At 61.7% G+C, this 25407-nt stretch carries 24 protein-coding genes and 2 pseudogenes; 16 read left to right on the top strand and 10 right to left on the bottom strand.

Annotated elements, in window-relative coordinates:
• Positions 1 to 117: 117 nt before the first annotated feature.
• On the top strand, positions 118 to 1125 hold the full coding sequence (gene gap / locus SO180_RS27145) for a type I glyceraldehyde-3-phosphate dehydrogenase (protein WP_449381898.1): 1008 nt from the start codon (positions 118 to 120) through the stop codon (positions 1123 to 1125).
• Between the two features lie 222 nt (positions 1126 to 1347).
• On the opposite strand, the gene SO180_RS27140 is transcribed toward gap, so the two are convergent.
• The 5 genes from SO180_RS27140 to SO180_RS27120 form a co-directional block, all read right to left on the bottom strand.
• A complete protein-coding gene (locus SO180_RS27140; protein WP_449381897.1) occupies positions 1348 to 2946 on the bottom strand; it encodes an FAD-binding oxidoreductase in 1599 nt (532 codons plus the stop codon).
• Between the two features lie 972 nt (positions 2947 to 3918).
• Positions 3919 to 7068 (bottom strand): efflux RND transporter permease subunit, encoded by a 3150-nt coding sequence (locus tag SO180_RS27135; protein WP_449381896.1) that lies wholly within the window; start codon positions 7066 to 7068, stop codon positions 3919 to 3921.
• Positions 7065 to 8138: an efflux RND transporter periplasmic adaptor subunit gene (locus tag SO180_RS27130; protein WP_254107483.1), complete on the bottom strand. Its 1074-nt coding sequence runs from the start codon at positions 8136 to 8138 to the stop codon at positions 7065 to 7067. The genes SO180_RS27135 and SO180_RS27130 overlap by 4 nt, the downstream gene beginning before the upstream one ends.
• Positions 8135 to 9259 (bottom strand): efflux RND transporter periplasmic adaptor subunit, encoded by a 1125-nt coding sequence (locus SO180_RS27125; protein WP_449381895.1) that lies wholly within the window; start codon positions 9257 to 9259, stop codon positions 8135 to 8137. Before SO180_RS27125 ends, SO180_RS27130 begins: the two co-directional genes overlap by 4 nt.
• Positions 9256 to 10110, bottom strand: coding sequence for a histidine kinase dimerization/phosphoacceptor domain -containing protein (locus SO180_RS27120; RefSeq protein WP_449381925.1), 855 nt, complete (start codon positions 10108 to 10110; stop codon positions 9256 to 9258). Before SO180_RS27120 ends, SO180_RS27125 begins: the two co-directional genes overlap by 4 nt.
• Before the next feature lie 203 nt (positions 10111 to 10313).
• Between SO180_RS27120 and SO180_RS27115 the strand changes: the two genes are divergently transcribed.
• The gene (locus SO180_RS27115) at positions 10314 to 10976 is read left to right on the top strand and encodes a TetR/AcrR family transcriptional regulator (RefSeq protein ID WP_449381894.1); all 663 of its coding nucleotides are present in this window, start codon (positions 10314 to 10316) and stop codon (positions 10974 to 10976) included.
• A gap of 13 nt (positions 10977 to 10989) precedes the next feature.
• Here the strand turns inward: SO180_RS27115 and SO180_RS27110 are convergent, their stop codons facing one another.
• From SO180_RS27110 to SO180_RS27100, 3 genes are all read right to left on the bottom strand, one after another.
• Positions 10990 to 11646: a TetR/AcrR family transcriptional regulator gene (locus tag SO180_RS27110; RefSeq protein ID WP_449381924.1), complete on the bottom strand. Its 657-nt coding sequence runs from the start codon at positions 11644 to 11646 to the stop codon at positions 10990 to 10992.
• Positions 11647 to 11657: 11 nt separating this feature from the next.
• Positions 11658 to 12095 carry a hypothetical protein gene (locus tag SO180_RS27105; RefSeq protein WP_449381893.1) on the bottom strand — a complete coding sequence of 146 codons (438 nt, stop codon included), beginning with the start codon at positions 12093 to 12095 and terminating at the stop codon, positions 11658 to 11660.
• 93 nt (positions 12096 to 12188) lie between these two features.
• Entirely contained in the window at positions 12189 to 12512 is a 324-nt protein-coding gene (locus tag SO180_RS27100) for a hypothetical protein (RefSeq protein ID WP_449381892.1), read from the bottom strand.
• A 110-nt stretch (positions 12513 to 12622) separates the two neighbouring features.
• On the opposite strand from SO180_RS27100, the gene SO180_RS27095 reads away from it, so the two are divergent.
• The 10 genes and pseudogenes from SO180_RS27095 to SO180_RS27050 all read left to right on the top strand — a co-directional run bounded on the left by SO180_RS27095 (position 12623) and on the right by SO180_RS27050 (position 19003).
• Positions 12623 to 12829 carry a hypothetical protein gene (locus tag SO180_RS27095; RefSeq protein WP_449381891.1) on the top strand — a complete coding sequence of 69 codons (207 nt, stop codon included), beginning with the start codon at positions 12623 to 12625 and terminating at the stop codon, positions 12827 to 12829.
• Positions 12826 to 12984: a hypothetical protein gene (locus SO180_RS27090; protein ID WP_449381890.1), complete on the top strand. Its 159-nt coding sequence runs from the start codon at positions 12826 to 12828 to the stop codon at positions 12982 to 12984. The genes SO180_RS27095 and SO180_RS27090 overlap by 4 nt, the downstream gene beginning before the upstream one ends.
• Positions 12985 to 13004: 20 nt before the next feature.
• The gene (locus SO180_RS27085) at positions 13005 to 13223 is read left to right on the top strand and encodes a hypothetical protein (RefSeq protein WP_449381889.1); all 219 of its coding nucleotides are present in this window, start codon (positions 13005 to 13007) and stop codon (positions 13221 to 13223) included.
• Between the two features lie 40 nt (positions 13224 to 13263).
• Complete coding sequence (locus SO180_RS27080; protein ID WP_449381888.1) at positions 13264 to 13902, top strand: hypothetical protein; 639 nt, start codon at positions 13264 to 13266, stop codon at positions 13900 to 13902.
• 16 nt (positions 13903 to 13918) lie between these two features.
• Positions 13919 to 14527: a PepSY domain-containing protein gene (locus SO180_RS27075; RefSeq protein WP_449381887.1), complete on the top strand. Its 609-nt coding sequence runs from the start codon at positions 13919 to 13921 to the stop codon at positions 14525 to 14527.
• A 488-nt stretch (positions 14528 to 15015) separates the two neighbouring features.
• Positions 15016 to 16188 (top strand): DUF3734 domain-containing protein, encoded by a 1173-nt coding sequence (locus SO180_RS27070; protein ID WP_449381886.1) that lies wholly within the window; start codon positions 15016 to 15018, stop codon positions 16186 to 16188.
• 31 nt (positions 16189 to 16219) lie between these two features.
• Positions 16220 to 17011, top strand: a complete 792-nt coding sequence (locus SO180_RS27065; protein ID WP_449381885.1) for an acetoacetate decarboxylase — start codon at positions 16220 to 16222, stop codon at positions 17009 to 17011.
• An 83-nt stretch (positions 17012 to 17094) separates the two neighbouring features.
• Positions 17095 to 17881 (top strand): annotated as a pseudogene (locus SO180_RS27060) (3-hydroxybutyrate dehydrogenase).
• 77 nt (positions 17882 to 17958) lie between these two features.
• Positions 17959 to 18327: a hypothetical protein gene (locus SO180_RS27055; protein WP_449381884.1), complete on the top strand. Its 369-nt coding sequence runs from the start codon at positions 17959 to 17961 to the stop codon at positions 18325 to 18327.
• Positions 18328 to 18394: 67 nt separating this feature from the next.
• Entirely contained in the window at positions 18395 to 19003 is a 609-nt protein-coding gene (locus SO180_RS27050; protein ID WP_449381883.1) for a sll1863 family stress response protein, read from the top strand.
• 74 nt (positions 19004 to 19077) lie between these two features.
• Here the strand turns inward: SO180_RS27050 and SO180_RS27045 are convergent, their stop codons facing one another.
• Positions 19078 to 20061, bottom strand: a complete 984-nt coding sequence (locus tag SO180_RS27045) for a VOC family protein (protein ID WP_449381882.1) — start codon at positions 20059 to 20061, stop codon at positions 19078 to 19080.
• Positions 20062 to 20210: 149 nt separating this feature from the next.
• Here SO180_RS27045 and SO180_RS27040 point away from each other — a divergent pair.
• The 4 genes and pseudogenes from SO180_RS27040 to SO180_RS27025 all read left to right on the top strand — a co-directional run bounded on the left by SO180_RS27040 (position 20211) and on the right by SO180_RS27025 (position 24626).
• Positions 20211 to 20868 (top strand): annotated as a pseudogene (locus tag SO180_RS27040) (DNA-binding transcriptional regulator).
• A gap of 75 nt (positions 20869 to 20943) precedes the next feature.
• Positions 20944 to 22476, top strand: a complete 1533-nt coding sequence (gene mhpA, locus SO180_RS27035) for a bifunctional 3-(3-hydroxy-phenyl)propionate/3-hydroxycinnamic acid hydroxylase MhpA (RefSeq protein WP_449381881.1) — start codon at positions 20944 to 20946, stop codon at positions 22474 to 22476.
• Between the two features lie 10 nt (positions 22477 to 22486).
• Positions 22487 to 23344: a fumarylacetoacetate hydrolase family protein gene (locus tag SO180_RS27030; protein WP_449381880.1), complete on the top strand. Its 858-nt coding sequence runs from the start codon at positions 22487 to 22489 to the stop codon at positions 23342 to 23344.
• Between the two features lie 70 nt (positions 23345 to 23414).
• Positions 23415 to 24626, top strand: a complete 1212-nt coding sequence (locus SO180_RS27025; protein ID WP_449381879.1) for an ABC transporter substrate-binding protein — start codon at positions 23415 to 23417, stop codon at positions 24624 to 24626.
• Positions 24627 to 24853: 227 nt separating this feature from the next.
• Here the strand turns inward: SO180_RS27025 and SO180_RS27020 are convergent, their stop codons facing one another.
• Positions 24854 to 25282 carry an IS1096 element passenger TnpR family protein gene (locus SO180_RS27020; RefSeq protein ID WP_449381878.1) on the bottom strand — a complete coding sequence of 143 codons (429 nt, stop codon included), beginning with the start codon at positions 25280 to 25282 and terminating at the stop codon, positions 24854 to 24856.
• Positions 25283 to 25407 lie beyond the last annotated feature (125 nt).

Here is a 25407-nt window from a genome sequence, read left to right as displayed (position 1 = left end):
AGGCTAGCAAGCGACCGCAGATCAAGGTCGGCCGCCACAGATCGCGTTTAAACAATCGTCGCAGTCTTCGCGATCCAAACACTGTCGAGCGTAGTGCCAGGAAAGGGAGCCGAAGAAATGACCATTCGCATCGCCATCAATGGATTCGGCCGCATCGGCCGCAATACTCTCAGGGCCATCATCGAAGACGGCCGCAAGGATATCGAGGTGGTCGCGGTCAATGACCTGGGGCCTGTCGAGACCAACGCGCACCTTCTACGATACGATTCCGTGCACGGCCGCTTCCCAGGTGAAGTAACGGTTGAAGGCGACGCCATCAGCGTTGGCGGCCGCAAGGTCAGGGTGACCGCGATCAAGGATCCCTCAAGTCTGCCATGGAAGGACCTCGGCGTTGACATCGCGCTCGAATGCACGGGCGTCTTCAACTCGAAGGCCAAAGCTTCCGCTCACCTCACAGCGGGCGCAAAGGCCATCCTAGTCTCTGCGCCCGCCGACGGCGCCGATATCACGGTAGTTTACGGCGTTAACCACGGCGCGCTGTCGAAGGAGCACAGGGTCGTCTCCGCCGCCTCGTGCACAACCAACTGTCTGGCGCCCGTTGCCAAGGTGCTCAACGATGCGATCGGGATCGAAAAGGGCTTCATGACAACGATCCATGCCTATACCGGCGATCAGCCGACGCTTGATACATTGCACAGAGACTTGTACCGCGCGCGAGCCGCGGCGATGTCGATGATCCCGACCTCAACAGGCGCGGCAAAGGCGGTCGGCCTCGTGTTGCCGGAACTGAACGGCAAACTTGACGGTGTCGCCATTCGCGTTCCAGTGCCAAATGTTTCGGTGGTCGATTTCAAGTTCGTCGCGAAGAGGGCCACATCGAAGGACGAGGTGAACGCCGCGATCAAGCGAGCCGCCGACCAGCAGCTCAAGGGGATTCTTGGCTATACCAACAATCCTAATGTTTCCGTCGACTTCAACCACGATCCGCACAGTTCCGTCTTTCACATGGATCAGACGAAGGTCTTGGACGGCACGCTGGTGCGCGTGATGTCCTGGTATGACAACGAGTGGGGATTCTCGTGCCGCATGGCGGATACCGCCGTAGCAATGGGGAAGTTGATCTGAACAAGATTAGACGCTCCGCTGATGCGCCGCATACGGATGGCACGCTTCGTTGAGGCGGAGAGTTCGATCGTGCCGCCGGTCCGCATTCAACCCACATAGAGGTCATCAAAGAATAGTCTCACGGGTCCCAGGCAGATGGGCGCCAAGAGCTGCCCATTAAGACCTCGCTACACGGAGCCCGGCAAGGCGCCAAGCGGAGACAGTGCTTTCGCCAAAATGCGCCTACGGATCAATCAGGACGCCCGGGTTGAGTATGCATAGCGGATCCAGTTCCCGCTTGGCTGCCCGCAATGCGGCTGCGAAAAGCTCCGGCCGTTGCCGGTCATACCACGGCCTGTGATCGCGGCCGACCGCATGATGATGCGTGATTGTGCCACCTGCCGCGATCAGCGCGTCGCTTGCCGCGTTCTTGATGGCCTGCCACTGCTCGAGAAGTCCGCCGTGGCGACCAAGAGCATGGAAAGTGAAATAGGGTGCAGGCCCGTCCGGGTAGAGGTGGGTGAAACGGCAAGTGACTTCACCCCTGACGCCAGTTGCTTCAAGAATGGCGCGCTCGGTCGCCCCTTTGACGTTGTCGTGAAAGCCTTCGAACTGATCCCAGGTGACGGCAGTCTCGAACGTATCGTTGATGAGGCCTGCGGGCGTTAGAAATTCGCGCGCATAGGGCATCCGAATGAATGCATTGCGCCAGATGCCCGCCGCACCTTCCAGATGCGCGCCGCTCGCCTTTGCCGGCTCCGGCGTTCCCCGATGGTCGGTGCAGCATTCCAGCGCGCGCGCTATCCAGGCGTCCATCGGATGATCGCCCGACTCGAACGCGAGCACCATGATGGCAACGCTCCCATCGGCTGCACCAGTGTTAAAGGCCTCCTGTGAGTCCAGGATCCGACAATTTGATGGATAGAGGCCCGCTTGCGCGACTGCACGCACGGCGCGCGCAGCATCGAAGAACGACGGAAAACGAACGGACGCGCCGGCGCGGAATTTTGGACGGGGCTGCAATCGCATCCAGGCGCGCGAAATCACACCCAAAACTCCTTCCGAGCCGATGAACATCCGGTCGGGACTCGGACCCGCACCCGACCCGGGAAGCCGGCGCGTTTCGACCACACCAGCTGGCGTCACGACGCGCAGGCTTTCGACGAAATCGTCGATGTGAGTGTGAAGGCTGGCGAAATGGCCGCCCGATCGGGTCGCAATCCAGCCGCCGAGCGTCGAATATTCAAAACTCTGCGGGAAGTGCCGCAATGTGAAACCATGGGGCTTGAGCTGGTTTTCCAAAGATGGGCCAAAGGTGCCGGCTTCAATCAATGCAGCGCGGGATACCGGATCCACTTCGACGACTTTAGCGAGATTGCGCAGGTCGAGGGTAACGGCAGATTTATGCTTGATGCCGTCAACCCGCGGCTCGACTCCGCCGCAGACACTGGATCCGCCCCCGAAAGGCGTCAGCGAAGCGCCGACAGAACCCGCCCAGTCCATCACAGCGGAAATCTCCGCCTCATTTCGCGGATAGGCCACGACGTCGGGCGCACAATCGTAGTTGCCGAGCATCGCTCTGACGTAGTCCGGATATGACTTGCCATAGGTGTGCGCGGCGCGATCGTAGCGTTCCGCCGTGCAGAAGGGTGACAGCGAAGCCGGCGGCAGCACGCGCGGCTCCCGCAGGAAGAGGTCTTCAAGGCGCGGGACTGCGATCGTATCGAACTCGCCAGTTCCAAACTTCGCATGATAGCGGCCGAGAACGAAGTTTCGCTCCTCTGCGCTCATGCCTTCTCCTTCACGGCCCCACCCGTAATATTTTAGCCTTGCGACATCCATGAGGGGTCCCTCCCGGTTCTTTTCGAGAGTTTCTGAGATCGACGAGAATCTTCTGAACCACGGGGCCGCTGAAGGCGACCTCGGTCGATCGAAACGATACGCTTCCAAGGCAGAACGTGAAAGAGCACGCCGATGACAAGGCTCTGTCTCAGCGTCGGGTCTAACCGCCGCTCGAACACATGCGGCCACGGGCATTGTTCGAGGAGCAGCATCGCATCCTCAGGATTTTTCCGCCAGCTCATTCAACCGGAGCCCCTTGGTTATCATGGGCAGCACGATGCCTCACCGCATTTCGGCATAGGGAGTTGCGTGTCGCTTCACTTCCGCTTGGCCCTTGTGTCGCACCTGGCCTTATCCGGTCGAAAATGGGCATTCGTCGCACCACCATAGCCATCCTGCACCCGGGCTGCGCGGGCAAACTGCGTTGCATAACGTTTGCGCTTACAAGTGGAGCTAGTCGCAAACTAGAATGCGCCGATAACGCCTGTAGACATATTGGCAGTCACTACCGGAATAATAGCCGTAGCGCGAGCTACACTACTAGACGCATAGCCAGCGTAAGCGCCGGTTATGTAAGCAGAAGCAGCGTAAGCCGCGCGACGACTATATTGCGCTCCACCGACATGGTAGCCGTAGGCTCCGGAGCGGCTGATGTTGACCGACGCGGCGCGCGCCGAGTTTACGACTGCCGGCGTGCCGCCAATGCTTCTGGCCGCGGTGAAATCAGCGCGCGGCCCGGCCGCCGGACCGAGGCGAGGCGCTGGATCGCCGAGGCCGGCGCGAGGGCCAGGCTGAGGAGGGCCTGCGAAGGCCGGCGGACCTGCGGCGGGCATCGGAGGAGGTCCGGCGGGCGCCATCGGCGGAGGTGGAGGAAATTGCGCAAAGGCCGCAGTGGGCACGGGCAAAATCGTTCCGAGCGTCACACCGACGGCAAAGGTCAAGAATCTCTTCGAGGGCATCGTCGTCTCCGTTCTAGATTTGCGTCTCGAGCAGCAGCTCTGGCGCGTCGTGAGCGGCTATCTGTTCGGCCTGCTTTTCATGCGCAAACGCTTCAGGTTCATGCGCAGGCGATTCATCGCCCTGGTCAGGGTGGATCCTGAACCACGCAACATACAGCGCCGGCAGGAACAACAGCGTCAGCAGCGTGCCAACGATGATGCCGCCCATCATGGCGTAGGCCATCGGGCCCCAGAAAATCTCGCGGGCGATTGGAATGAGCGCGAGACTTGCGGCGGCCGCGGTCAACAGAATCGGACGCATGCGGTGCTCGGTGGCCTCGACCACGGCATCCCAGGCCGGCCATCCCTCCTTCTTCAGATCTTCGATCTGCACGATCAGGATCACCGAGTTGCGGATCAGAATGCCGATCAGCGCCAGAACGCCAAGGATCGCGACGAAGCCGAGCGGCGCACCGCTCGGGACCATCGCCATGACGACGCCGATGAGCGCGAGCGGCGCAACGGCAAACACCAGGAACAGCCGCGAGAAGCTCTGTAGCTGGACCATCAGCACGGTGGCCATGACGAACAGCATGAGCGGAACGACGGCGAGGATCGGCGCCTGGCTTTTGGCGCTTTCTTCGACGGAGCCACCGATCTTCATCGAATACCCTGCCGGCAGTTCCTTGGAAAATTCTGCGACCTTCGGCGCCAGCGCGTCCACGATCGTCTTCGGCTGGACATTGGTGATAGCGGCAGCTTTCAGCGTGACCGTGGGAATCCGCGCTCGCCGCCAGATCGTCGGCTGCTCAAGCTCGTAGCGCAGATTGGCGACGGCGCCGAGCGGCACGGACCGCCCGCCGAGGCCGGTCAACTGCAGATCGCGGAGTGTATCAATCGAGGCCCGTTCCGGCGCAGTGGCGCGTCCCGTGACGTTGACGAGATAGATGCTGTCGCGCACCTGCGTGATCGGCGAGCCCTCGAGCACGGAATTCAGGGTCGTGGCAATGTCTTCCGACGTCACCCCGAGCTGGCGCGCCTTGTCCTGGAGGACGTCGACCTTGACGACGCGGGCAGGCTCCATCCAGTCGAACACCACGTTGCCAAGATCGGGACTGCTCCGGACGATGCCGGCGAGCTTCTGGGAAAGCTCGCGGACCTTGGCGATATCGGGCCCGCTCAGGCGATACTGAACCGGACGTCCCACGGGCGGCCCGACCTCCAGCAACTTGACGTAGGTGTCGGTCCCCGGAAACGTTTTCTTCAGATAGTCCTCGAACTCGGCCTTGATCTTGTCGCGCGCCTTGATGCCGCCCTTGGTCACGATTACCTGCTGTCCGAACCAGGTGTTTGCAGTCTGCAAGTCGAAGGACAGCACGAACCGCGGGGCTCCAACGCCAACATAAGTCGACCAGTGATCGACGGAAGCGTTGCCCTGCAACTGCTCGCGCTCAAAGCGAGCCATCTGCGCATTGGTGTTGGTAATCGAGGCGTTCTGCGGCAGGTTCCAATCAATCACGAGCTCGGCACGATCCGATGACGGAAAGAACTGCTGCTGCACGAACTGCAGACCCACCATAGCGAACAGGAAAGCCGCAACCGTCACCGCAATGGTGCTCCAGCGGTGGTGCATGCAGAACAGTAGCAGGTGCGCGAACATTTGCGTGACGCGGCCCTTCTGCTCATGATGGCCTTTTATCTTGGCCGGAAGGATGGTGACGCCGAGCAATGGCGTGAACAGCACGGCTACGATCCACGACACCAGCAGAGAGACCGCAATCACCACGAAAAGCGTGAAGGTGAACTCGCCGGCATTGCTGCTGTTGAGCCCGATCGGGATGAACCCGGCCACAGTCACCAGCGTACCGGTCAGCATGGGGAACGCGGTCGAGGTATAGACATGGGTTGCCGCCTTTTCGAGGGGATCGCCGACCTCGAGCCGCGCCACCATCATTTCGACGGCGATCATGGCGTCGTCGACCAGAAGGCCGAGGGCGATGATTAGCGCACCCAGCGAAATGCGCTGCAGGGAGATGCCGCAATAGGCCATCACCACGAACGTGATGGCAAGCACCAGCGGAATGGCGATGGCGACCACGAGTCCGGCGCGCAAACCGAGGCTGAGGAAGCTGATCACGAGCACGATGATTACGGCCTCGAACAACGCCTCCGTGAAGCCGGAGACGGCATGCTCGACCACCACCGGCTGATCAGCAACCAGGTGCACGCCGACCCCGATCGGCAGGTCGGCAATGATCTTCGTCATCTCCTCCTTCAGCGCCTCGCCAAAATGCAGCAGGTTGGCGCCGGACTTCATGCCGATCGCGAGCGCGATCGCAGGCTGGCCGTTGTACCTGAACAGAGTCTGTGGCGGATCGGCGTAGCCGCGCGTGATGGTCGCAACGTCCGTTAGCGGAAAGAAGCGATCGTTGATGCGCAGATTGACCGCCTTCAGGCTCGCCTCGGAGGTGAACTGTCCATTGACGCGGACGCTGATCCGCTCCGGTCCCTCCTGGAGCACGCCAGATGGCGCGACGGCGTTCTGCCCCTGCAGTGAGTTCATGATCGAGTGAACGTCGAGGCCGAGAGCCGCAACCTTTCGGGTAGAGAATTCGAGATAGATCACCTCGTCCTGTGCGCCGAGAATGTCGACCTTGCCGACATCAGGCACGGTCAGCACCTTGGCTCGGATATCCTCGACCTCATCGCGGAGCTGTCGCTGGCTCAAGCCGTCGCTGGTGAAGGCGTAGATGTTGCCAAACACGTCGCCAAAGCGATCATTGAAACCGGGTCCGATCACGCCTTGCGGGAAGTCGCCCTTGATGTCCGCGATCATGTTGCGGACTCGGACCCAGGTGGGCTTCACATCCGCCGCCTTGGTGCTGTCGCGCAAGTAGACGAAGACGGTGGTCTGGCCTGCGACCGTCACGCTCTTGGTGTAGTCGAGCGATTCCAGCTCTTCCAACTTCTTCTCGATCCGGTCTGTGACCTGGCGTGTCATCTCCTCGGGTGAGGCGCCGGGCCACTGGACCTGGATCACCATGGTCTTGATGGTGAAATCAGGATCTTCCTGCCGCCCGAGCTGGAGGTAGGCAAAAAGGCCTGCCGCCATGAAGGCAATCATGAAATACCAGACGAGCGAGCGATGGCCGAGCGCCCAGTCGGAAAGGTTGAACGACTTCATGGTTTCTGATCCTGTTCGATACGGACTTGCTGTCCCGAGTTGAGGCTGTGGACGCCGGCGGTAACGACGCGCGCGCCGGGAGCAAGTCCGGCGATGATGCGAATTCCGCTTGGGTCGGCGATGCCATCGATTTTCTGCAGCGACACGGTGCTGGCGGGCTGATCGACCACCCAGACGAAATTGGCGCCGTCCTTTGCGAGCACGGCCGATGCGGGCAGGCGCAGGATCGGGGTCTGATCCTTGCCCAACTTTACCGTGACGGTTGCGCCGAGACGGAAGCTTTCCGGGGGGTTGTCGAGCCCAATCCGAACTCGTCGCAGGCGCGTCACCGGATCGGCCTGCGGCGCGATTTCGCGAACCCTGCCTTCGACCTGAACCGCTGGAAGGAGTTGCAGGCTGACGGTGAACGGCAGACCGATTTCGAGCGGAGCAGGAAGATCCTCGCCGATATCGACGACGGCTTCGCGGATTTCGGGCCTTGCGACCGTGACCACGCTTTGGCCGGGGGAGACCACCTGGCCGACTTCCGCGCCGACTGCGGTGACGACGCCACCGAAGTCGGCCTTGATCTGCGCATATCCGAGCTGCTCGATCGCCTTGGTCAGGTTCGCTTGTTCGTGCGCGACGGTTGCTTCGGCACCGGCGCGGGCCTGCTCGGCATTGTCCAGCGTCTGCCTGGTGGTCGCATCGCTGGTGATGAGCGTGCGCTGCCGCTCCTCCGTCGCTTTTGCCGTTGCAAGCTGCGCCTGGGCCTTCGCAAGCTGCGCTCTTGCCAAGCGGACGGCAAGGTCGAGAGCCGTGGGATCGAGGGCGCCGACAATCTGGCCTTCGCTGACGAGATCGCCGACATAGACGGGGCGCGAGGTCAGCCGTCCGAGCACGCGGAAGCCGAGATTGGTCTTGTAGCGGGGCTCTACGACGCCGACGGCAACCGTCCGATCTCCGTGGTTCGGCTCAACGAGCATTGAGAGCACGGGTCGAACCGGCTCCGGCGCCTTCGTCTCCTCATGACACCCGGCGAGCAGCAATGCCGGCGCCAGCGTGCCGGCGATCATGACCTGGATCTTCATGACCGGTCTCCTTCAAAGGTCACAAGCTGGCCAACGCTCAATAGCTTGCCGCCGTCGATCACGACGCGTTCGCCGGGCTCGAGCCCCGCCTTGATCAACACCTCGCCCGCCTCGTAGCCACCGAGCGTTACCGGCTTCAGCGACGCGGTTCGTGTCGAGGGGTCGACGGTCCAGACGGCGGCCTCCTCGCCCGCCGCCATCAATGCGCTCCAGGGCAGCGCAATCTGCTGCTGCGGCACGGCCCTCACCGTTCCTGCGATGGCGCTGCCGAGCGTCATCGCGGCCGGCGGATCCTGGATCGACACCTTGACGCGGATAGTGGAGCTCTTCGCGTCAACGGCCGGCGAGACTTCCCTGACCTGCCCGATCGCCGTCAGGCTTGGATCGGAGACCAGCGCCAGCACGACGTTGCGGCTGGCGGTCTGGCCAAGGAAGGCGGATTCGTAGACGTCGAAGACGGCATCCCGCTCTCCGTCGTGCGCCAGCGAGAATACGGGTTGCGCCGCCGGCACCACTTGGCCGACCTCCAGGTTGCGTGCGGTGATGACGCCGTCCGCCTCGGCGCGCAATGTGGTATAGCCAAGCGCGTCCCTCGACGTGCCAAGCTGCGCTTTTGCCGCCTCCAACTCGCTTTCCGCAGCTCGCAAGCCTTCCTGTGCCTGATCGTAGACCGTGCGGGTGGTGAAGCCGCTTGCGATCAGCGCTTTCTGCCGCTCGAAGGTAGCTTTCGCCACACGCAATTGAGCTTCCGCGGACGCCACTGCCGCAGTCGCGGCATCGACATCGGCCTGCTGCTCCGCCGGATCGATAAGCGCCAGGACCTCGCCTGCGTTAACGTGCGCGCCGACATCGACCATGCGCGCAATCACGCGGCCACTGATGCGGAACGAGAGATCGGCATGGAAGCGCGCCTGGACCTCGCCGGTCAACGTGAGGGAGGCCTGCCGTTCCCGCGGCTGCACGACCGCCGTGCGGACAATCGCTGCGCGGCTGCTCGTCGGTGCGGCGTGGTCATTGCAGCCGCCCAGCGCGGTTGCGACAAGCGCGACCGCTACGACGAGAGCCTTCGACGCACCTCGAGATCGAAGGTTGCGGGTATTATTGGAAGCCTGGAATGTCATGGCGCGTCCGTGCGATGGGGAGGTGACAACAACTCGCCCAGCACATCAGGGGCCTGGCGCGGAACAGCCAATTCGCCCCCGTGCTGGCGAGAAAGCTTCCGTTCGGGTTGGCTTGCAACAAGGCGGCTGCCTTGATCGAGGGCGATCGCTCTCGCAGCGAGCTTTCCAATCGCTCGCGTACTGCGCGGGGGCTTCAACTGACGCGTTGCGATAGTCCAGTTCGCGCCTCGCTCGCGCTCGGTCAGTGGGAACGACAGGACAACCGACGTGAACTCGGTTCCAAAACCCTGCTCGATTCGACCACCGAGGGCTCTGGCAAGGTCTTTGGCAATTCGCAATTTATTGTCCGAGGCGTCCCGTGCGGAGCGCGAGCCGTTATCCACGATCACGCAATTCGCCAGGGCACCGATGCGCGTCAGCTTGATCTTGATCTGTCCGGCACGCCCTTCGAAACAGGCGTGCCTTGCCGCATGGGTCACGAGTTCATGGACGATCAGGCCAAGCCGCCAGCAACGCTCCGGTTGAAGCGCGAGTGACTGGGTTGCAAATGCAAGCTGAATGTCCATTCGATCCAGGAGCGCCCGGCGCATGGCGCAGCCCAGTTTGCGGACATAGGTCGAAGCCTGGATTAGCGTCTCGCGCCCCGGCATCGCCAGCGCCCGGTGCACGTCGGCGTAGCCATGCAGCAGTTCGACGACGTCGCTTAAGGCGTGCTTCGCCTCCGGTCCCTCGACTCGAATGGCCGCGGCAGAAACCAAGCTAATGGCCGAGGCGACTCCATTGGAGACCCTGTGATGCAGATCGCGCAGCAGGGCACCTTCCTGCAAAGCCTGCGGGTCTGGGGTGAACATAGTCACGACAATCTCCACAATCGATTCGGATGATCGGGCCGAACGCCTACCCTTTGCGCCCCCGACCATCCGGCGCAGCCGCCGATGCCGCCAGGGCAGCGTTAAATATACTACACCGTATATTTTCTTTTTCTTGCATTTTTCCAAGGCCCGTGTCAAGTCGGAAGCAGACGCGCACAGACTCGTGACTGGGAGTTCGACGTATGAAGAAGACCATCAGCCCGAAGCGGGGCCGGCCGCCCAAGGATCTTGCCGGCGACGCGCAGACCCGCATTCTCGATGCGGCCCAGCAGCTGTTTCTCGAGAAGGGCTATCGGAGCGCCAGCATCGACGACATTTCTGAGATGGCTCCCGCGAGCAAGCCGACGATCTATGCCCACTTCCCCGGCAAGGAAGCGCTGTTCGCGGCGGTCGTAGCCCGCACCATCAGCGGGTTGACGGATTTCGAGGGCTTCACTCCTGAAGGCCGCACGCTCCATGACAAGCTCATGAGCCTTGGCACGGCAATCGTGGAAAGGGTGATTGAGGAATCTCTTGGCATGGTTCGCGCCACGATTGCCGAGGCGCAGCGCTTCCCAGAGTTGAGCCGCAACGTGCACGACGCTGCGCGAGACCGCTCCGTAAGCGCCGTTTCCCAGCTTTTGAACGAAGCAACTCAGAGGCTCGCGCGCTCACCCAAAGGTCCCTTTAGCGGGAAGCGAAGTCTCGCCACCGCTCAGATCTTCCTGGATTTGATCCTGCTTCCGATGCTGTTTCGGTCTCTGGTGGGCGAACCACCGAAAGATTTGAAAAAGGAGCTGCCCTCTTTCATGCGCGAACGCGTCGGCTTTTTTCTCGCAGCTTGTGAGGCAGACTGGACGCCATGAGTAGGCAGGCCGATTAGCTCTGGTAGACCGTCGCTCGACGTAGATCAGGCTGCACATCCACCAATTGGAGGGGCATTCCATAGCGGAGCGCGCCCATGCAAAACTTCATCATCTCTTCGAAGGTTGGCCGGACCGTCAACGATCTGGTCTGTGACGGGTTGACATAGGTATCCATCGCTTCCAGCAAACAGCATGTCAGCACCGTCGGATTGCCCGGTCGAAGCTCGCCGCTGGCTTGTCCAGCAGCGATGATGGACCGCACCACTCCGCGGACCCTGTCGGCGTAGGCAAGACTAACCGGCCAATTGGCAGCCACCGCAGCAGCCACCAGTTCGTGCAATCTGGTGTCGTTCGCCACCCGAAAATCATGCACTTGCGACAATGCCCTGAAGGTACCGGCTAGCCGCTGCAAAGCCGAGGCATCCCTGCGAACCGCTGTTGCAGCTGCCATGAATGTTTCCTCCAGCAGTTCCGCTACGACGGCCTCTTCAAGTGCTCGCCTTGAGAGAAAGAACCGATAGACGTTGGCCGAAGACATCGATGCTCCTCGCGCGACATCGGCCACCGTTGTCTTCCTGTATCCGAAGTCGCGGTATGAACGAACCGCCGCATCAATGATGCGTCGATGCGGACTAGACGAACTATTCCGAGGCGCTGGCTGTCGTTTCATCACGTCTGGCCTCAGCGGGACGGAATGATCTGCAGTTCGCGCCTGCACGCTTCCCCGAACTCTCGCAACGGGTCCATCTCTTCCATGAAACTGGGCAAGTCGACGAATGATCTGTTCGGGGCAAGGTAGGCTTCGACGATCAGACGGCCTACCCGCTCTGCCGCGCGAACCACCTCATCGCTGGACAAAATACGCATGCGACCAATCAGCGCGTACAGATGCACGAGCGCAGGGATCTCGGATCGATCGCTGACGAGCGCGTCGGCGTAAAGTCGCGAGGCCTCCTCGATAAAGCTACGATACAGCTTTTCGCGCTTCGAGAAGGCATGGGCATGGTGGCGCTCGCGCAGCGTCCGGCGCCTTGTCATCCACCCGCTGATGATTGTCGAGACTGCCCCAAAAGCTGAGCCGCCGAAGGCGGCCAAGGCAGGAACATACATTGTACTCATGGCGCTCATCCTTGTTTGGTGCCCGACAGGACCGAGAATCGCGGCGACTTTGCCGAGAAACGCTCCCATCCGCCGCTTCGGGCACACGTCCCTCTATCTGGCTTTAACCGCGGCAGCGGCCGCACCCTGCTCGAACACCGATCGGCAGGCCTCGCTGAGATCCGACTTTCGTTGCCTCAGACAGGTCTCCACCCGCGTCGGGTCGGGGAAGTAGCTGGCACATAATCGGAATGCGTCCGGCGCACATGCCGCCCTTTGCTCGGGCGTCCCGCGCTCTTCCTGTGCGAAGGCACTCGCGCTGTTGAGCGAGGCCAGCACCACCACGGTGTAGACAAAGGCGGACTTGAACATAGCGAACCCTTTCCCTGCTTCACGCAGCCGTTTTTCGATCGAGAAGCGCAGCCTCAGGCTCCGCAATCCCCGCCGTTCCTCGCCCGAACACACGCTTGTGAGTCTGCAGACTTGACAGACCTAGGGGTCCAGGCTGTATATGAAATATACGGTATAGTTTATTTAGGAGTTGGGAAATGTCAACCTTGTTGTTGTCGCTTGCGAGGGAAAATCCCTGGCCGGCACTTGCGGTCGCGTTCCTCAATCTGGTCGTCGCGCTGTTTCTCGTAGGTGTGAGCCTGCTACTGGGCATCTCGATTTCATTGCTCGCCTGGGTACACGCGCTCGTCGACCGCGAACCACCGGCCTTGGCATACGCCGGCAAACGGAGGGCTGCCCCATGACGTCGGCGCTGCTACTCGTCCGCGATTGCATTATCTGTTGGGTCACGCTCTGGCTGGCACCGGTTGAATACGTATTCGACATGGTCGAGTCGGAGCTCGTGCGCAGGGGAGTTGAGCTCGAGGATGTCGACCAAACCGCGCGGCGCGCTGCCTGACGATTACGCCCGAGATCCACATGCTGAACTACATCGAAGTCTTCGACGTCATCGAAATCGATCCGACCACTGGGCGTGAAATCTGGACTGGGCTCACGGGCACTCGATCGGCTCTCGCGCGCGACGGATACACGAGCGACCCGGCGGCCACCACCTGTTGCCCAAGAGAATGGCTTGACGAGCGCGGCTACGTCGATGTCGCACTCGCGCGCAAACGTCCCCGACCCTGGAGCATCTGACAATGAACCACCGTCATTCTACCGTCGGGAGCCCGCTGTCATGAGCAGGAAATCCGTTCTGTCGCGGCACGCGAGCAGTTTGGTCGAGGCCGAACTTCCGTTGCGGAGTTATTTTCTCTCGGTCGGGGGAGCGTTGCTGTTGCTGCTGCTGGCAGCGGATTGGGTACTTCCCGCGCCACTGCCCGGCAGGTTCGCAGAATCGGCCCCGGTCCTCCCGCCGATCCGCATCCATTCCGATGCGAAGCAACCAGAAGCGGCCATCATCGACACCAACCAGCCCGTCGCGGTGTTCGCGGACAACGCAATCGCCGGGGCTCTCTCGAAGACCCCGGGCGCGGCCGTGGTCGATGCCGCACAACCGCCGGGTCTGCCCGGGCACACCGATGTCGCCGACAGTAGTCGCGCCACGGCACCGACTAACTTACGCCTCCGCGAAAGCATGGCGGAGCTGAGACCGCCTGCTACCGATCCGACGGGTCCAGACAGGAGACGCGGCGGGCTCAGCTCGGCAGCAGAGCACAAGCCCACTCAGTCACGGAAAGGGAAGCCGCGACGATCCGTTCGTGGTCCGAGGTTGGATAGGCCTGTCGGCTGGTGCCATTGGAGCCGCGAGCGCGGTTCTTGCCTCAATGCCTTCTCGTCCCCTCACGTCAATTTACTCGTCACCGTTAGTGGCTGAAACTAAGGACTTACCAATGCGGAAGAAGCTCCTATTCGCCGTCCTGCTAATGTCTGCCACGCTCGCCGCGACCGGCGCGGCCGCCGAGGTTAGCCGCGCGCTTGTGGACGCCGAAAGTCGAGGCGCAGTCGCGCAGAGCGAGAGCGAGGAGAAGGCGATTCGTCGCGTGCTCGAGCAATTTCGGGCGACGCAGGTGCCCCTCAGCCAGGCGATTGCGATCGCCGAGCACCTGCATGAGGGCTCGAAGACCGCGGACGTCAGCTTCGAGACACCCGGTCCATCCGTCTATCGCGTGCGCACAGTGAAGGATGAGCGGGTCTGGGAAAACGTCATAGATGCGAACACCGGAAGCGTGACAAATAAGGAAGTTGCTTCGTCGTTGAAGGAGCTGGATCGAGAAGACCTCTCCAACATCATCGCCTTGAAGTGGATCAAGCATGAGCTGTCGGATGCCGTGAGGGTCGCCGAAAAGGCCGCCGAAGGCAACGCGCTGGCCGGAGGACTGATAAAGCAGGACGGCAAATTGAACTTCGTGATCGTCGTCGCCAGCGGCGATCGCCTGAAGGAGGTCATGCTCGAGCCGCCCAAAGTCGGAAAGCAGGCGTCGCCCCAGCTCGACCGGTGACACGACCGACCAACGCACGACCTCGTGAGTTGCTTTAGCACCCTATCCGCTAGTAAATAAACTATACGGTATATTTTCTTTCTGAGGTCAACCTGTGTCCATCATTCGAAATCTGGCCGGTCGGTTGAGACCGGAGCCGCGGCTCGCATGCCTGAGCTTCGCCCTGGTCGCCACGCTTGCATGCGCGAGCTTGCTTCCAGATGCGCCACCGGGCCATCCGCTGCCCGATTCGGCAACTGACCACCCGCGCCACGGCAAATCTGCCTGCACTGCTGTCGGCCGGCCACCTCTGCATATCGGCGCGAAGCCCCAAACTGACGGCAAACAGCCACACGAGGTGGAGTCGCCAGCAGCAGTGACGCACGCGAAACCACTCAGGGAGTGGTCGCTTTAGTTATCTCCTGCTCAGCACCTCGGACGATCTTCTCGTATCCGATCAGCCGACATCATCGGCCTCACGCCATTGCAAACTCAAGAGCACGCCCGTCATGAACTTCCAACCTCGACCTCACCTCACAACCGCTCAGCGGCGGTTACCCTTTGATTGCATCGCTCTGCTCTTGCAGGGCGGCGGCGCCCTCGGAGCATATCAGGCCGGCGTCTACGACGCCCTGGCGGAAGCCGATATCCACCCCGATTGGGTTGCCGGCATTTCGATCGGAGCCATCAATGCTGCCATCATTGCCGGCAATCCGCCCGAAGCCCGGGTCGAGCGACTGCGTGAGTTCTGGGCGCAGGTGACGTCGACGGGCCCGTGGAACTGGTCCGGCGGTCCCCTCCTTGATTGGACGCGCAGCGACAATACGCGCAATCTCATCAACCAGATGAGCGCGGGCTTTGCTGCGGCATGCGGCGCAACCGGATTTTTCTCCGCGCGCCCCCTTCTACCCTGGCTTCACGCCGATGGAACGAGCGATGCCACCAGCTTCTACGACACCGGTGCGCTCAAGACCACGCTGGAACGACTGATCGATTTCGATCGCATCAACGCAGGAACGACGCGCTTTAGCGCGGGTGCGGTGAACGTGCGAACTGGCAACTTCGTCTATTTCGACAACACGTCGCATACGATCCGGCCGGAGCATATCATGGCGAGCGGCGCGCTGCCTCCTGGCTTTCCCGCGGTGGAGATCGAGGGCGAGCATTATTGGGACGGAGGTCTCGTTTCCAATACGCCGTTGCAGTGGGTGATCGATTGGGGCGCCGCGCAGGACATGCTTGCGTTCCAGGTCGATCTCTGGAGCGCGCGCGGTCAAATTCCCCGCAACATGGCCGAAGTCGTCACTCGCCATAAGGAGATCCAGTATTCGAGCCGTACGCGCGCCAGCACCGACCAGTTCAAGCGTGTGCAGCGCCTGCGTCGCGCGCTTACCGATCTATTAGGCCGCCTTCCCGAAGATCTCAGCGAACACGAGGACGTGAAGCTCCTCAGCACGGCCGTCTCCCAGAATGTCTACAACATCGTTCACCTGATCTATCGCGCGCGGAACCACGAGGGCCACTCCAAGGACTACGAATTCTCCCGCCTCTCGATGCAGGACCACTGGCGCGCTGGCTATCACGACGCGCTGCGCACGCTGCGTCATCCCGAGGTGCTTGCTCGTCCTTCCAGCCCCGACGGCGTCTTCACCTTTGATCTTGAGCATGATGGCCGCGAGTAGCTCGGCGGACCAACCTTTTGGGAGAACGCGAATGCGTGAAATTGACGTCAAACAGCGGGCTTTTGCGATGCCGCTCACCAACCCGGTCTATCCGCCGGGGCCTTACCGGTTCACCGATCGCGAGTACCTGATCATTACCTATCGCACCGATCCGGCAAAGCTGTGCGCAGTCGTGCCCGAACCGCTCGAAATCGACGGCCGCGAGGCACTCGTCAAATACGAGTTCATTCGTATGCCGGACTCCAACGGCTTCGGCGATTACACGGAAAGCGGCCAGGTCATCCCCATCTCTTTCCGCGGGCGCAAGGGCGGCTACACGCATTGCATGTTTCTCAACGACGAGGGGCCCATTGCAGGTGGACGCGAGCTCTGGGGTTTTCCGAAGAAGCTCGCGCAGCCGACCTTACGAACCGAAATCGACACGCTGATCGGCACGCTGGATTACGGTCCAGTCCGGATCGCAACGGGCACAATGGGCTACAAGCACCGTGAGGCCGAGCTGGCGAACGTCAACGCCGCTCTCAACGAGCCGAACTTCCTGCTCAAGATCATTCCTCACGTCGATGGCAGTCCGCGCATCTGCGAACTCGTCGAATACCACCTCGAGGACATCGTGCTGAAAGGAGCCTGGACTGGGCCGGCAGCTCTCGCCTTGATGCCCCACGCTCTGGCACCCGTTGCCGAGTTGCCGGTCCTGGAGATCGTCTCCGCCGTTCACATCCTAGCAGACCTCACGCTCGGTCTCGGGAAAGTGGTCCACGACTATCTGCAACAACCGGTTCGACGCTCGCTTCGGGCCGAGGAAAAAGCTCTGGTCTTCTAAAAAGAACGTCGCGGGAAGCCGGAAGGACGTTCCGGCTGGCAAATCTTCGATTTTTCTTGCGAGCCACAGATAAGGTAAACGAGATGGGAATTCTGAAGGGTAAAACGGCCGTCGTAACCGGCTCAACCAGCGGCATAGGCCTTGCGTGCGCCCGCGCATTCGCGGGCGCCGGTGCCAATATCGTGCTCAACGGGATGGGTGCGCCGGCCGACGTCGAGAAGGAGCGCGCTGCGATCGAGCACGATTTTGCGGTAAAGGCAATCTATTCGCCCGCGGACATGGCGAAGCCGAAAGAGATCGCCGATCTCGTCTCCCTTGCCGAGAAGACGCTTGGTAGCGTCGACGTCCTCGTCAACAATGCCGGTATCCAGCACGTCTCTCCAATCGAGGAGTTTCCGGTCGAGAAGTGGGACGCGGTCATCGCGATCAACCTCTCCGCCGCCTTCCATGCCATCCGCGCTGCCGTGCCCGGCATGAAGAAGCGCGGTTGGGGCCGCATCATCACCACGGCCTCAGCGCACTCGCTGGTCGCCTCGCCGTTCAAGTCCGCCTATGTAGCGGCCAAGCACGGCATCGCCGGTCTCACCAAGACAGTCGCATTGGAGCTCGCCAGATCGAAGATCACCTGCAACTGCATCAGCCCCGGCTAGTCTGGACACCGCTCGTGGAAAAGCAAATCCCGAATACGATGGAGGCGCGGCGCATGAAGAGGATCAGGTGATTAACGACGTCCTGTTCGCAGCGCAGCTCACCAAGGAATTCGTCACTGTTGAACAGGTGGCCTCGCTCGCGTTGTTCCTGTGCAGCGACGACGCTGCCCAGATCACCGGCGCAAATCTGGCCGTCGATGGCGGCTGGACAGCCACGTAAAGCGGTACAATTCGGCTTCAGAAGCGCGCGACGGCACGTTAATGCCGTCGTGGGCTCGCAACCCGGACGTCAAAGCTATGTCTCCCACCGTAAGCAGCAACCAGACCGATGAACCCGACGGCAGCGAGGTCTTGCGCCGGCATAACCGCTCGGAGCGCAATGTTACGAGAGGCACGCTTCTCGCCCTCGCCGAAGATGAGAACGTGACTAAGGCCTTGCGCCTGCGCGAGGACGCCTTTAACGAGGACGTGCTGCCCGCCAGGGCAGAGCTGAAGGCTCCGCAGGATTTCTACGCTGCAATCGAGGCGGAGCGCGTGATGCGAAGCCAGCAGCAGCCATCACCCGAGCAAATTGCCTGCCACAAAGGACAATGTCCTTTCCTCATCTGGCAGCTTGAGGGCCAAGTTGATTGGCGCACAGCAGCTTGCAAGCCGAGACATGGTTGACGCAGGTCAACGCGAGCGAAGCCAAGCTCAGGGATCATTTCACTTCAGCAAGTCAACGGAGACGGCTATGTCACAGCAGAGCAGCATGCATTTTTATCTGAACTGGGCCAAGGAGCGGATCGACGAGATGGATGCCGCACTAGCTTCGTTCGAGATCAAAGCCGGTGAGGCCAAGGCCGAGTCCAAGGTCAAAGCCGATCAGATCGTCGCCGATCTGAAGGAGCGCCGCGACGAATTCCAGGCGCAGTTGAAGACGCAAGCGCAAGCCGGCGAAGCTGCCTGGGCGCGCACCAAGACGGACCTTGAGAAGCAGTGGAACGGGTTCGAGGCGCAGATGAAGACTTACTTCGAAAGCGCCGGCAAACAGATCGAGCAGCAGCAGGCCACGTTCAAGCAGGTCGCCGCCGCGCAGGCAAAGGCCTGGGGCGAAGCAGTGGACAAGTTCCGGGAGGCGGCCGGAAAAGTTGCCGCGGCCCACACCGGCGACTTCGACGCAGCTCTCAAGCAGATGAAGACCAACGCGTCCGAGGCGGAATCGCGTGTGCAGCAGCTAAAGCAGGCGGGCACTGAGTCCTGGTCGGTGTTGAGTGCGGCGCTCGCGGAATCCCGCAAGGCGTTCGACCAGGCCAACCAGGCCGCATGGAATGCCTTGAAGGGCTCGGCGCCCAAAGGCTAACACAATCTCTAGGGGATGTTGATAACACGCAACATTCCCCGGCTATCCCAAGGAGGGTGATCAGAACTCGGCAATCATTCCTGCGCGATCACCGCATCGAGCCACGCGCAGTTTAATGGCTGCACGCTGGGATCCGGCACGCGCACCCCGCGCGATGCCGCCGCCAGACGCATCTCGCGCAGACGCTTGCGCTGTTCCTCCGGCATGTACAACCGCTCATGCCCCCACAGCGAGGGCCCGTCAAAGGTCTCGTGGGGCTGCCAGCTCGTGGGATCAATGACCCGTCCGCCCCAGCCATACTCGATGAAGAAGCCGCAAGGCGTGCTGACGTAGAACGAGGTCATGTGGTCATTGGTGTGGCGCCCCAACGTATAGCCAATACGCTCTTCTTCTAACTGGGCAAGGTCATAGCCTTGGCCGACGTCATCCAGGCTACCGACCTCAACCATGAAATGATGCATCGCCTTCTTGCCCGAGCCGACCATGGCGAAGCTGTGATGGCGGCCGTTGACGTGGAAGAAATAGAGTCGATACGGCTTCAGGCCGAAGTCCGACACCTTGAATCCAAGCACGTCGCGGTAGAACGGCAGCAGCGCCTCGACATCCTCGACATTGAGCACGGCATGGCCCATCCCCAGCGCGCCGGTGCGAAAGCCCGAAATTGGCCGTCCCGGCCGGAACGGCTCGGAGGCAAGTTCGGGCTTGCAGAACGCTTCGAGCGGATTGCCGGCGGGATCGCTGAACGAGATCAGCTCGCCGACGTGGCGCTCATCAGCGAGCGCGCGCAAACCGCGCCTGACCTTGACGCTGGCATCCTCCAGGCGGGCAGCAAGGCGGTCGAGGTCCTCACTGGTCGCTACTTCCCAGCCCATCACACCGAGGCCGGCGTCGCTGCTGCCGTCCACGATCAGCCGCTGCTTGCGGTCATCCATGCGGAACGCGCGGATCGCGCCACCGCGGTCGACCTGCTGCATGCCAAGCAGGCGGGTCGCCATCTGGCTCCAGTCGTCGAGCTGCTGCGATTTGATCCCGATGTAGCCGAGTGCGCAAATTTCCATCCCATTTCCTCCGGCGACCGCACGGCTCCAACCCCCAGGCGCCAAGTTTGCCTCAACGCCATACACCACTAAGGTACGGTCTTGCAGTCGCCTCGCGTTTCCAACGAGGATATTGTCGGCGCGGGCGGGGACAAGAGAGGAATTTCGGGGTGTCCAAGGAGCGGACGCGGAGCGGACCGCCGCGGCAGTCGGAAGGCGTCCGCGCGTTCAAGCGGGGCTGTCTCTTATACACATTTTCGCGTCACGCGCCGGGCACTCGGCCTCGGCGACGGCTACGATCCCGGCGTGGTGATCTGCCAGGCCGCCGCGCCTTACCTCGCCGACCTCAGCAAGAGCCTGGTCTGGCCGGTCGACCTTTCCACCTACGAGAATGCGGCGATGGTCATCCAGGAGACCACGCATTCGCGCAGTCCGCTCTCGATCGACCGGGGAATGATCGGCCGGCGGTTGCCGATGCTGCGCACGTCTGCCGGTAGGGCCTATCTTGCGGCCTGCGGCTCAAGCGAACGCGACCTAATCGTCAATCATTTGCGCCGTATCGACGAAGCCGACGATCGCCCGTTTCTCGAACAACCGCGTTTGCAGCGCATGATCGCCGAGACTGCCGAGCGCGGATATGGCGTCCGCAGCGAGGGAGAATTCAATTCAAGGACCTCTTCGATTGCGGTGGCGATCGTGCGCGACGAGATCGTATTCGGCTGCATCTCGATCATCTGGATCCGCTCGGCGCTTAGTTTGAATGAGGCGCTCGCCAACTTCGTCGCGCCGCTGCGGGAGGCTGCCGTGGCCATTCCCATCGACTCTTAGCCCGTCCGTCCGCGTGGCGGACAGTCTGTGCGTCGGGGGTTGCCGTCGCGGCCCGTCCGGAGAACAGATGCGGGCATGCAAGATAGATCCACAGGCTTGGACTTCGATGTTGTGATCGTCGGGCGCGGTCCCGTCGGTGCGACGCTCGCCAATCTGCTCGGCCTCTGCGGTGTGCGGACGTTGGTGCTGGAGCGCGAGGCACGAACCTATCATCTGCCGCGCGCGGTGCATTTCGACGACGAATGCATGCGCATCTTTCAGACCATTGGGCTCGCCGAGGCGATCCTGCCGCATGTCAATGTGAGCCCCGGGATGCGCTTCGTCGACGCCGAGGGCCGGCTCATCCTGGACTGGCCGCGCTCCCCAGAGCTCACGGCGATGGGCTGGCATCTCAGCTATCGCTTCCACCAACCCGATCTCGAATACATTCTGATCAACGGCCTGCGGCGCTGGTCCAACGTAGAGCTCCGCAACTGCTGCGACGTGTTCGCGCTCGATCAGGACGACCGCGGCGTGCGCGTGCGTTATGAGACTCTCACAAATGGGCAAATTTCGGAGGTCCGCGCGGCATTCGTGGTCGGTTGCGACGGAGCCCGTTCGCTGGTGCGGCGCTTCATCGGGTCCGGCATGGACGATCTCGGCTTTCACGAGCGCTGGCTGGTGATCGATGCTCTGCTGCAGCGCGAGCGGCCCGATCTCGGCAACCACAGCATCCAGCATTGCGATTCCCGCCGGCCAGCGACTTACATCCGCGGCACAGGAAAGCGCCGGCGCTGGGAGATCACCGTGCATCCGGACGAGGATGCTCAGACGATCACGCAGCCCCCGAAGGTTTGGGAGCTGCTGTCCCGCTGGATCTCGCCTGACGACGCCGAGATCGAACGCGCCGCCGTCTATACCTTCCATTCGGCCATCGCCAAGCAATGGCGCTACAGACGCCTCCTGCTCGCCGGCGACTCCGCACACCAGACGCCACCGTTCCTGGGCCAAGGCATGTGCGCCGGCATCCGCGACGTCGCGAACCTCGCCTGGAAGCTTGGCGAGGTCATTGCCGAGCGTGCCTATCCGAGACTCCTCGACAGCTATCAGACCGAACGTTCGCCTCATGTCCGCGAGTTTATCGAGCTCGCGATCCGCCTCGGCGGCGTGATCAACACCAAGGCCATGGATACCGGTCTATCGGCTGGCCAAGCGCGCGAGAATGCGCCGCTCAAGCTGGAGGTTTGCAAGCCCTTACTCGGGCCCGGCCTCGCGATTGATGCGCTTCCGCTCGCCGGACAGCTTGCCCCGCAATTTATGCTGACCGATGGCCGCCGTAGCGACGATCGAACCGGGTACGCCCCCGTCCTGCTGATCGAGAGAACCGCGGAGCTCTCCGCGCGCGCCTGTGCGTCGCTCACGCAGGCGGGAATGGACGTGCTGAGCGGTGAGGACGCAGCAGATATTCCCCACTGGTTGCGAGAGCACAACGTGCATGCGGCGCTGATTCGCCCCGACCGATATGTGCGGGGCGCGGCGCGAAGCGATCTCGAACTCGACCTGCTGGTCGCAACGGCGTGCGCCTCTGCTGAGGTGCCGAGTGCGGCCCGACCCACTTCAGAATGGTGAAGGATCTATCATGAGATTGCTTTCTTTTACGGTGGACGGCCGTTCGAGCTACGGCGCTCTCAAGGACGATGGCGTCGTGGATCTTGGCGCTCGCCTCGGGCGCGAAGGCTGCCCAACCCTGCGCAAGCTGCTCGAAGCCGATCGGTTGGCGGATGCGGCACAGATCGTGGATTCAAGCCGTCCCGATCATCCTCTGGACAATATCTCCTTTGCGCCCGTGATTCCCGATCCCGACAAGATCATCTGCGTTGGCCTCAACTATCGCGATCACGTTGCAGAGGTCGGTCGCGCTGTCACCGAGAAGCCGGCCCTCTTTGCCCGCTTTGCGTCCAGTCAGGTCGGACATGAGCAGCCGCTCATAAAGCCAAAGGTCAGTGACGATTTTGACTATGAGGGCGAGCTTGCCGTGATCATCGGCAAGACCGGCCGCCACATCCGAACAAGCCGTGCACTCGAACATGTCGTAGGTTACGCCTGCTACAACGAGGGTAGCGTCCGCGACTGGCAGCGCCACACCAGCCAGTTTCTCGCCGGCAAGACCTTTGCCGAGAGCGGCAGTTTTGGGCCCTGGCTCGTTACTTCCGACGAGATCCCTGACCCGTCCAAGCTGACGCTCCAGACCCGCCTCAACGGCAATGTCGTGCAGAATACGACCACCGATCTCATGATCACCGCCGTCCCTGAACTAATCGCATACATCTCGACCATATGCCCGCTCGTCCCCGGCGACGTGATCGTCGCAGGTACGCCCGGCGGCGTCGGCCTGAAGCGCACGCCGCCGTTGTGGATGCGCGCCGGCGACACGGTGGAAATCGAAATTTCCGGCATTGGGACGCTGCGCAATCCGGTGATCGCCGAGCCCACATAGCGGCCTCTCGGAACAAATGTCGCGACCGACGACGGGAAGAATTCTCACAACAACAGATCGAGGAAACGACATGGCCGGCCACCGCACACAGTCCACGCTTGCGTTGCTACTCGCCCTCATTCTCACCGGCTCAGTTGCCCACGCAGAGATCAAGGGCGATGCCATTCGCATCGGCGTACTCACGGACATGAACGGCATCTTTGCAACCGCCATGGGACTGGGTTCAGTTGAAGCGGCGCGGATGGCTGCGGACGAATTCGGCGGCAGGATCAATGGCAAGCCGATCGAGATCTTGCAGGCCGACCATCAGAACAAGCCGGACGTTGCGGCTTCGCTCGCGCGCAAATGGTTCAACGACGGCGTCCAGGCGATTGCGGATGGCGGCAGCTCCGGTGCGGCACTCGCAGTACAGGAGCTCGTGCGCGCGAACGCCCACGTTTTTCTGATCTCCGGCGCGGGCGCCAACCAGCTCACCGATGAAGCTTGCGCGCCGACCAGCGTGCAATGGACGCACGACGCCTACTCCACCGCCACCGCGCTCGTCTCGGGCATCATGCAGTCAAGCAAGGAGCCGTGGTTCTTCATCACCGGCGACTATGCGTTCGGACATTCCGTCGAGGCGACGGCGCGGGCACGGATTGCCGAACTCGGAGGAACGGTCGCCGGTAGCGTCAAGGCGCAGCTCGGCACGCCCGACTACGGCTCATTCCTGCTGCAGGCGCAGTCATCCGGCGCCAAGATCCTGGCCCTCAATGTCGCCGGCGACAATGCCACGGCCATCAAGCAGGCCGAAGAATTCGGGCTGGCCGCCCAAGGCATGAAGATCGTGCCGATGTCATTTCAGAATGTCGACATTCACGCGGTCGGTTTAAAGGCCACACACGGCGATCTCATCCTGACCAGCTTCTTCGAGGACGCCTCGCCGGCCGCTCGCCGCTTCTCCGACGCTTTTTATGCTCGGCGGAACGCCATGCCATCGCAGATCCAGGCGGGTGTCTATTCGGCCGTGCGACATTATCTCCAGGCCGTCAAGGACACCGATTCAGATGACGGTCCGACCGTCATGGCGAAGATGAGGGTTACGCCCGTTGTGGATGCCTATACGCAAAACGGCCGCATCCGCGACGACCGGCGGATGGTGCGCGATCTCTATCTAGTTCAGGCGAAGACGCCCGAGGAATCCAAGGGCCCGTGGGATTTGGTCAAGCTCGTCGCGACTGTCCCACCGGACCAGGCGTTCCGCCCACTTGACCGCAGCAAGTGCGGTCTTGTGGGAAAATAAAGTGCGTGCAAATCGGCCGCCTCCACTGCGCGCCGATCGTCAGATCTGCTTCGCTGCGTGAGCGGAATTGGCGGGGAGTGCTCAAGCGACTTCCGTCAAGTGCGGCGTAGAAAATCGTACGCTTGGTACAGGGGGAGCGAATCCAACCCTAGACCCGGATGATCCGATTCTGGTTCTGCAGCGAGCGGTACCTTGCGGCGAGGACAGAACAGATAGGGATCCGTCACTCATCGTCCGGGCTCTGGGTATTGCTCGGGCGCCTCTCCGATGGTTTTGAGAAGCCTCGGATATTTGCCCCCTGCCTGCTTGCTGTTCCGACCGATGGCTTCAACTCGGAACTGCCAGTTATCACCGTAGTCAAAAAGGAATGTCATTTTTGCGCCGACCGTCGGGAAGGCTTCGACGACCCGGGTTCGCTTCACGCTGCGAGCCTCACTCTCTCCCATGTCAGCGAACAGCTCGTACCTGACAGGCGAGCCGAAGACATCTCCAGTCAATTTGCTGTAAAAGCCAAAAGCGTGGTCAAAATCGAAGCCGAAGACTCGAATGATCTCTCCGGCTAAGTCGTAGAGATTTTTTGCGCTCAGTATCTCGAAATCTCGGTAAACCTTCGGACTTAATGACACGCGAAAAACGTGGGTCTGCGGCTCGGCCATCTCGCTATCCTCACTCACTCACGAACAGAAAACGTCCCCAAGATCAAATGTAACCCTCCGGTGCAGGCCGCGGGTTAGCTGCGTTTGGCGCGCTTGCCTGCCCATTTTTTGGCGAGGGCCTCAAC

The organism is Bradyrhizobium sp. UFLA05-112 (assembly GCF_053572325.1).
The sequence above is the reverse complement of the archived record's forward strand: the minus strand, read 5'-3'. Positions and strand labels throughout refer to the sequence as shown.

Excerpts from the sequence above, each read along its gene's own strand:
- SO180_RS27140 (WP_449381897.1), bottom strand. The coding sequence starts at position 2,946 with ATGGATGTCGCAAGGCTAAAATATTACGGGTGGGGCCGTGAAGGAGAA.
- SO180_RS27115 (WP_449381894.1), top strand. The coding sequence starts at position 10,314 with ATGAAGAAGACCATCAGCCCGAAGCGGGGCCGGCCGCCCAAGGATCTT.
- SO180_RS27030 (WP_449381880.1), top strand. The coding sequence starts at position 22,487 with ATGAGATTGCTTTCTTTTACGGTGGACGGCCGTTCGAGCTACGGCGCT.
- SO180_RS27020 (WP_449381878.1), bottom strand. The coding sequence starts at position 25,282 with ATGGCCGAGCCGCAGACCCACGTTTTTCGCGTGTCATTAAGTCCGAAG.
- SO180_RS27105 (WP_449381893.1), bottom strand. The coding sequence starts at position 12,095 with ATGAGTACAATGTATGTTCCTGCCTTGGCCGCCTTCGGCGGCTCAGCT.
- SO180_RS27130 (WP_254107483.1), bottom strand. The coding sequence starts at position 8,138 with ATGAAGATCCAGGTCATGATCGCCGGCACGCTGGCGCCGGCATTGCTG.
- SO180_RS27135 (WP_449381896.1), bottom strand. The coding sequence starts at position 7,068 with ATGAAGTCGTTCAACCTTTCCGACTGGGCGCTCGGCCATCGCTCGCTC.
- SO180_RS27125 (WP_449381895.1), bottom strand. The coding sequence starts at position 9,259 with ATGACATTCCAGGCTTCCAATAATACCCGCAACCTTCGATCTCGAGGT.
- SO180_RS27055 (WP_449381884.1), top strand. The coding sequence starts at position 17,959 with ATGTCTCCCACCGTAAGCAGCAACCAGACCGATGAACCCGACGGCAGC.
- SO180_RS27045 (WP_449381882.1), bottom strand. The coding sequence starts at position 20,061 with ATGGAAATTTGCGCACTCGGCTACATCGGGATCAAATCGCAGCAGCTC.
- SO180_RS27090 (WP_449381890.1), top strand. The coding sequence starts at position 12,826 with ATGACGTCGGCGCTGCTACTCGTCCGCGATTGCATTATCTGTTGGGTC.
- SO180_RS27110 (WP_449381924.1), bottom strand. The coding sequence starts at position 11,646 with ATGAAACGACAGCCAGCGCCTCGGAATAGTTCGTCTAGTCCGCATCGA.
- SO180_RS27070 (WP_449381886.1), top strand. The coding sequence starts at position 15,016 with ATGAACTTCCAACCTCGACCTCACCTCACAACCGCTCAGCGGCGGTTA.
- gap (WP_449381898.1), top strand. The coding sequence starts at position 118 with ATGACCATTCGCATCGCCATCAATGGATTCGGCCGCATCGGCCGCAAT.
- SO180_RS27095 (WP_449381891.1), top strand. The coding sequence starts at position 12,623 with ATGTCAACCTTGTTGTTGTCGCTTGCGAGGGAAAATCCCTGGCCGGCA.
- SO180_RS27120 (WP_449381925.1), bottom strand. The coding sequence starts at position 10,110 with ATGTTCACCCCAGACCCGCAGGCTTTGCAGGAAGGTGCCCTGCTGCGC.
- SO180_RS27050 (WP_449381883.1), top strand. The coding sequence starts at position 18,395 with ATGTCACAGCAGAGCAGCATGCATTTTTATCTGAACTGGGCCAAGGAG.
- SO180_RS27080 (WP_449381888.1), top strand. The coding sequence starts at position 13,264 with ATGAGCAGGAAATCCGTTCTGTCGCGGCACGCGAGCAGTTTGGTCGAG.
- SO180_RS27085 (WP_449381889.1), top strand. The coding sequence starts at position 13,005 with ATGCTGAACTACATCGAAGTCTTCGACGTCATCGAAATCGATCCGACC.
- SO180_RS27025 (WP_449381879.1), top strand. The coding sequence starts at position 23,415 with ATGGCCGGCCACCGCACACAGTCCACGCTTGCGTTGCTACTCGCCCTC.
- SO180_RS27075 (WP_449381887.1), top strand. The coding sequence starts at position 13,919 with ATGCGGAAGAAGCTCCTATTCGCCGTCCTGCTAATGTCTGCCACGCTC.
- mhpA (WP_449381881.1), top strand. The coding sequence starts at position 20,944 with ATGCAAGATAGATCCACAGGCTTGGACTTCGATGTTGTGATCGTCGGG.
- SO180_RS27065 (WP_449381885.1), top strand. The coding sequence starts at position 16,220 with ATGCGTGAAATTGACGTCAAACAGCGGGCTTTTGCGATGCCGCTCACC.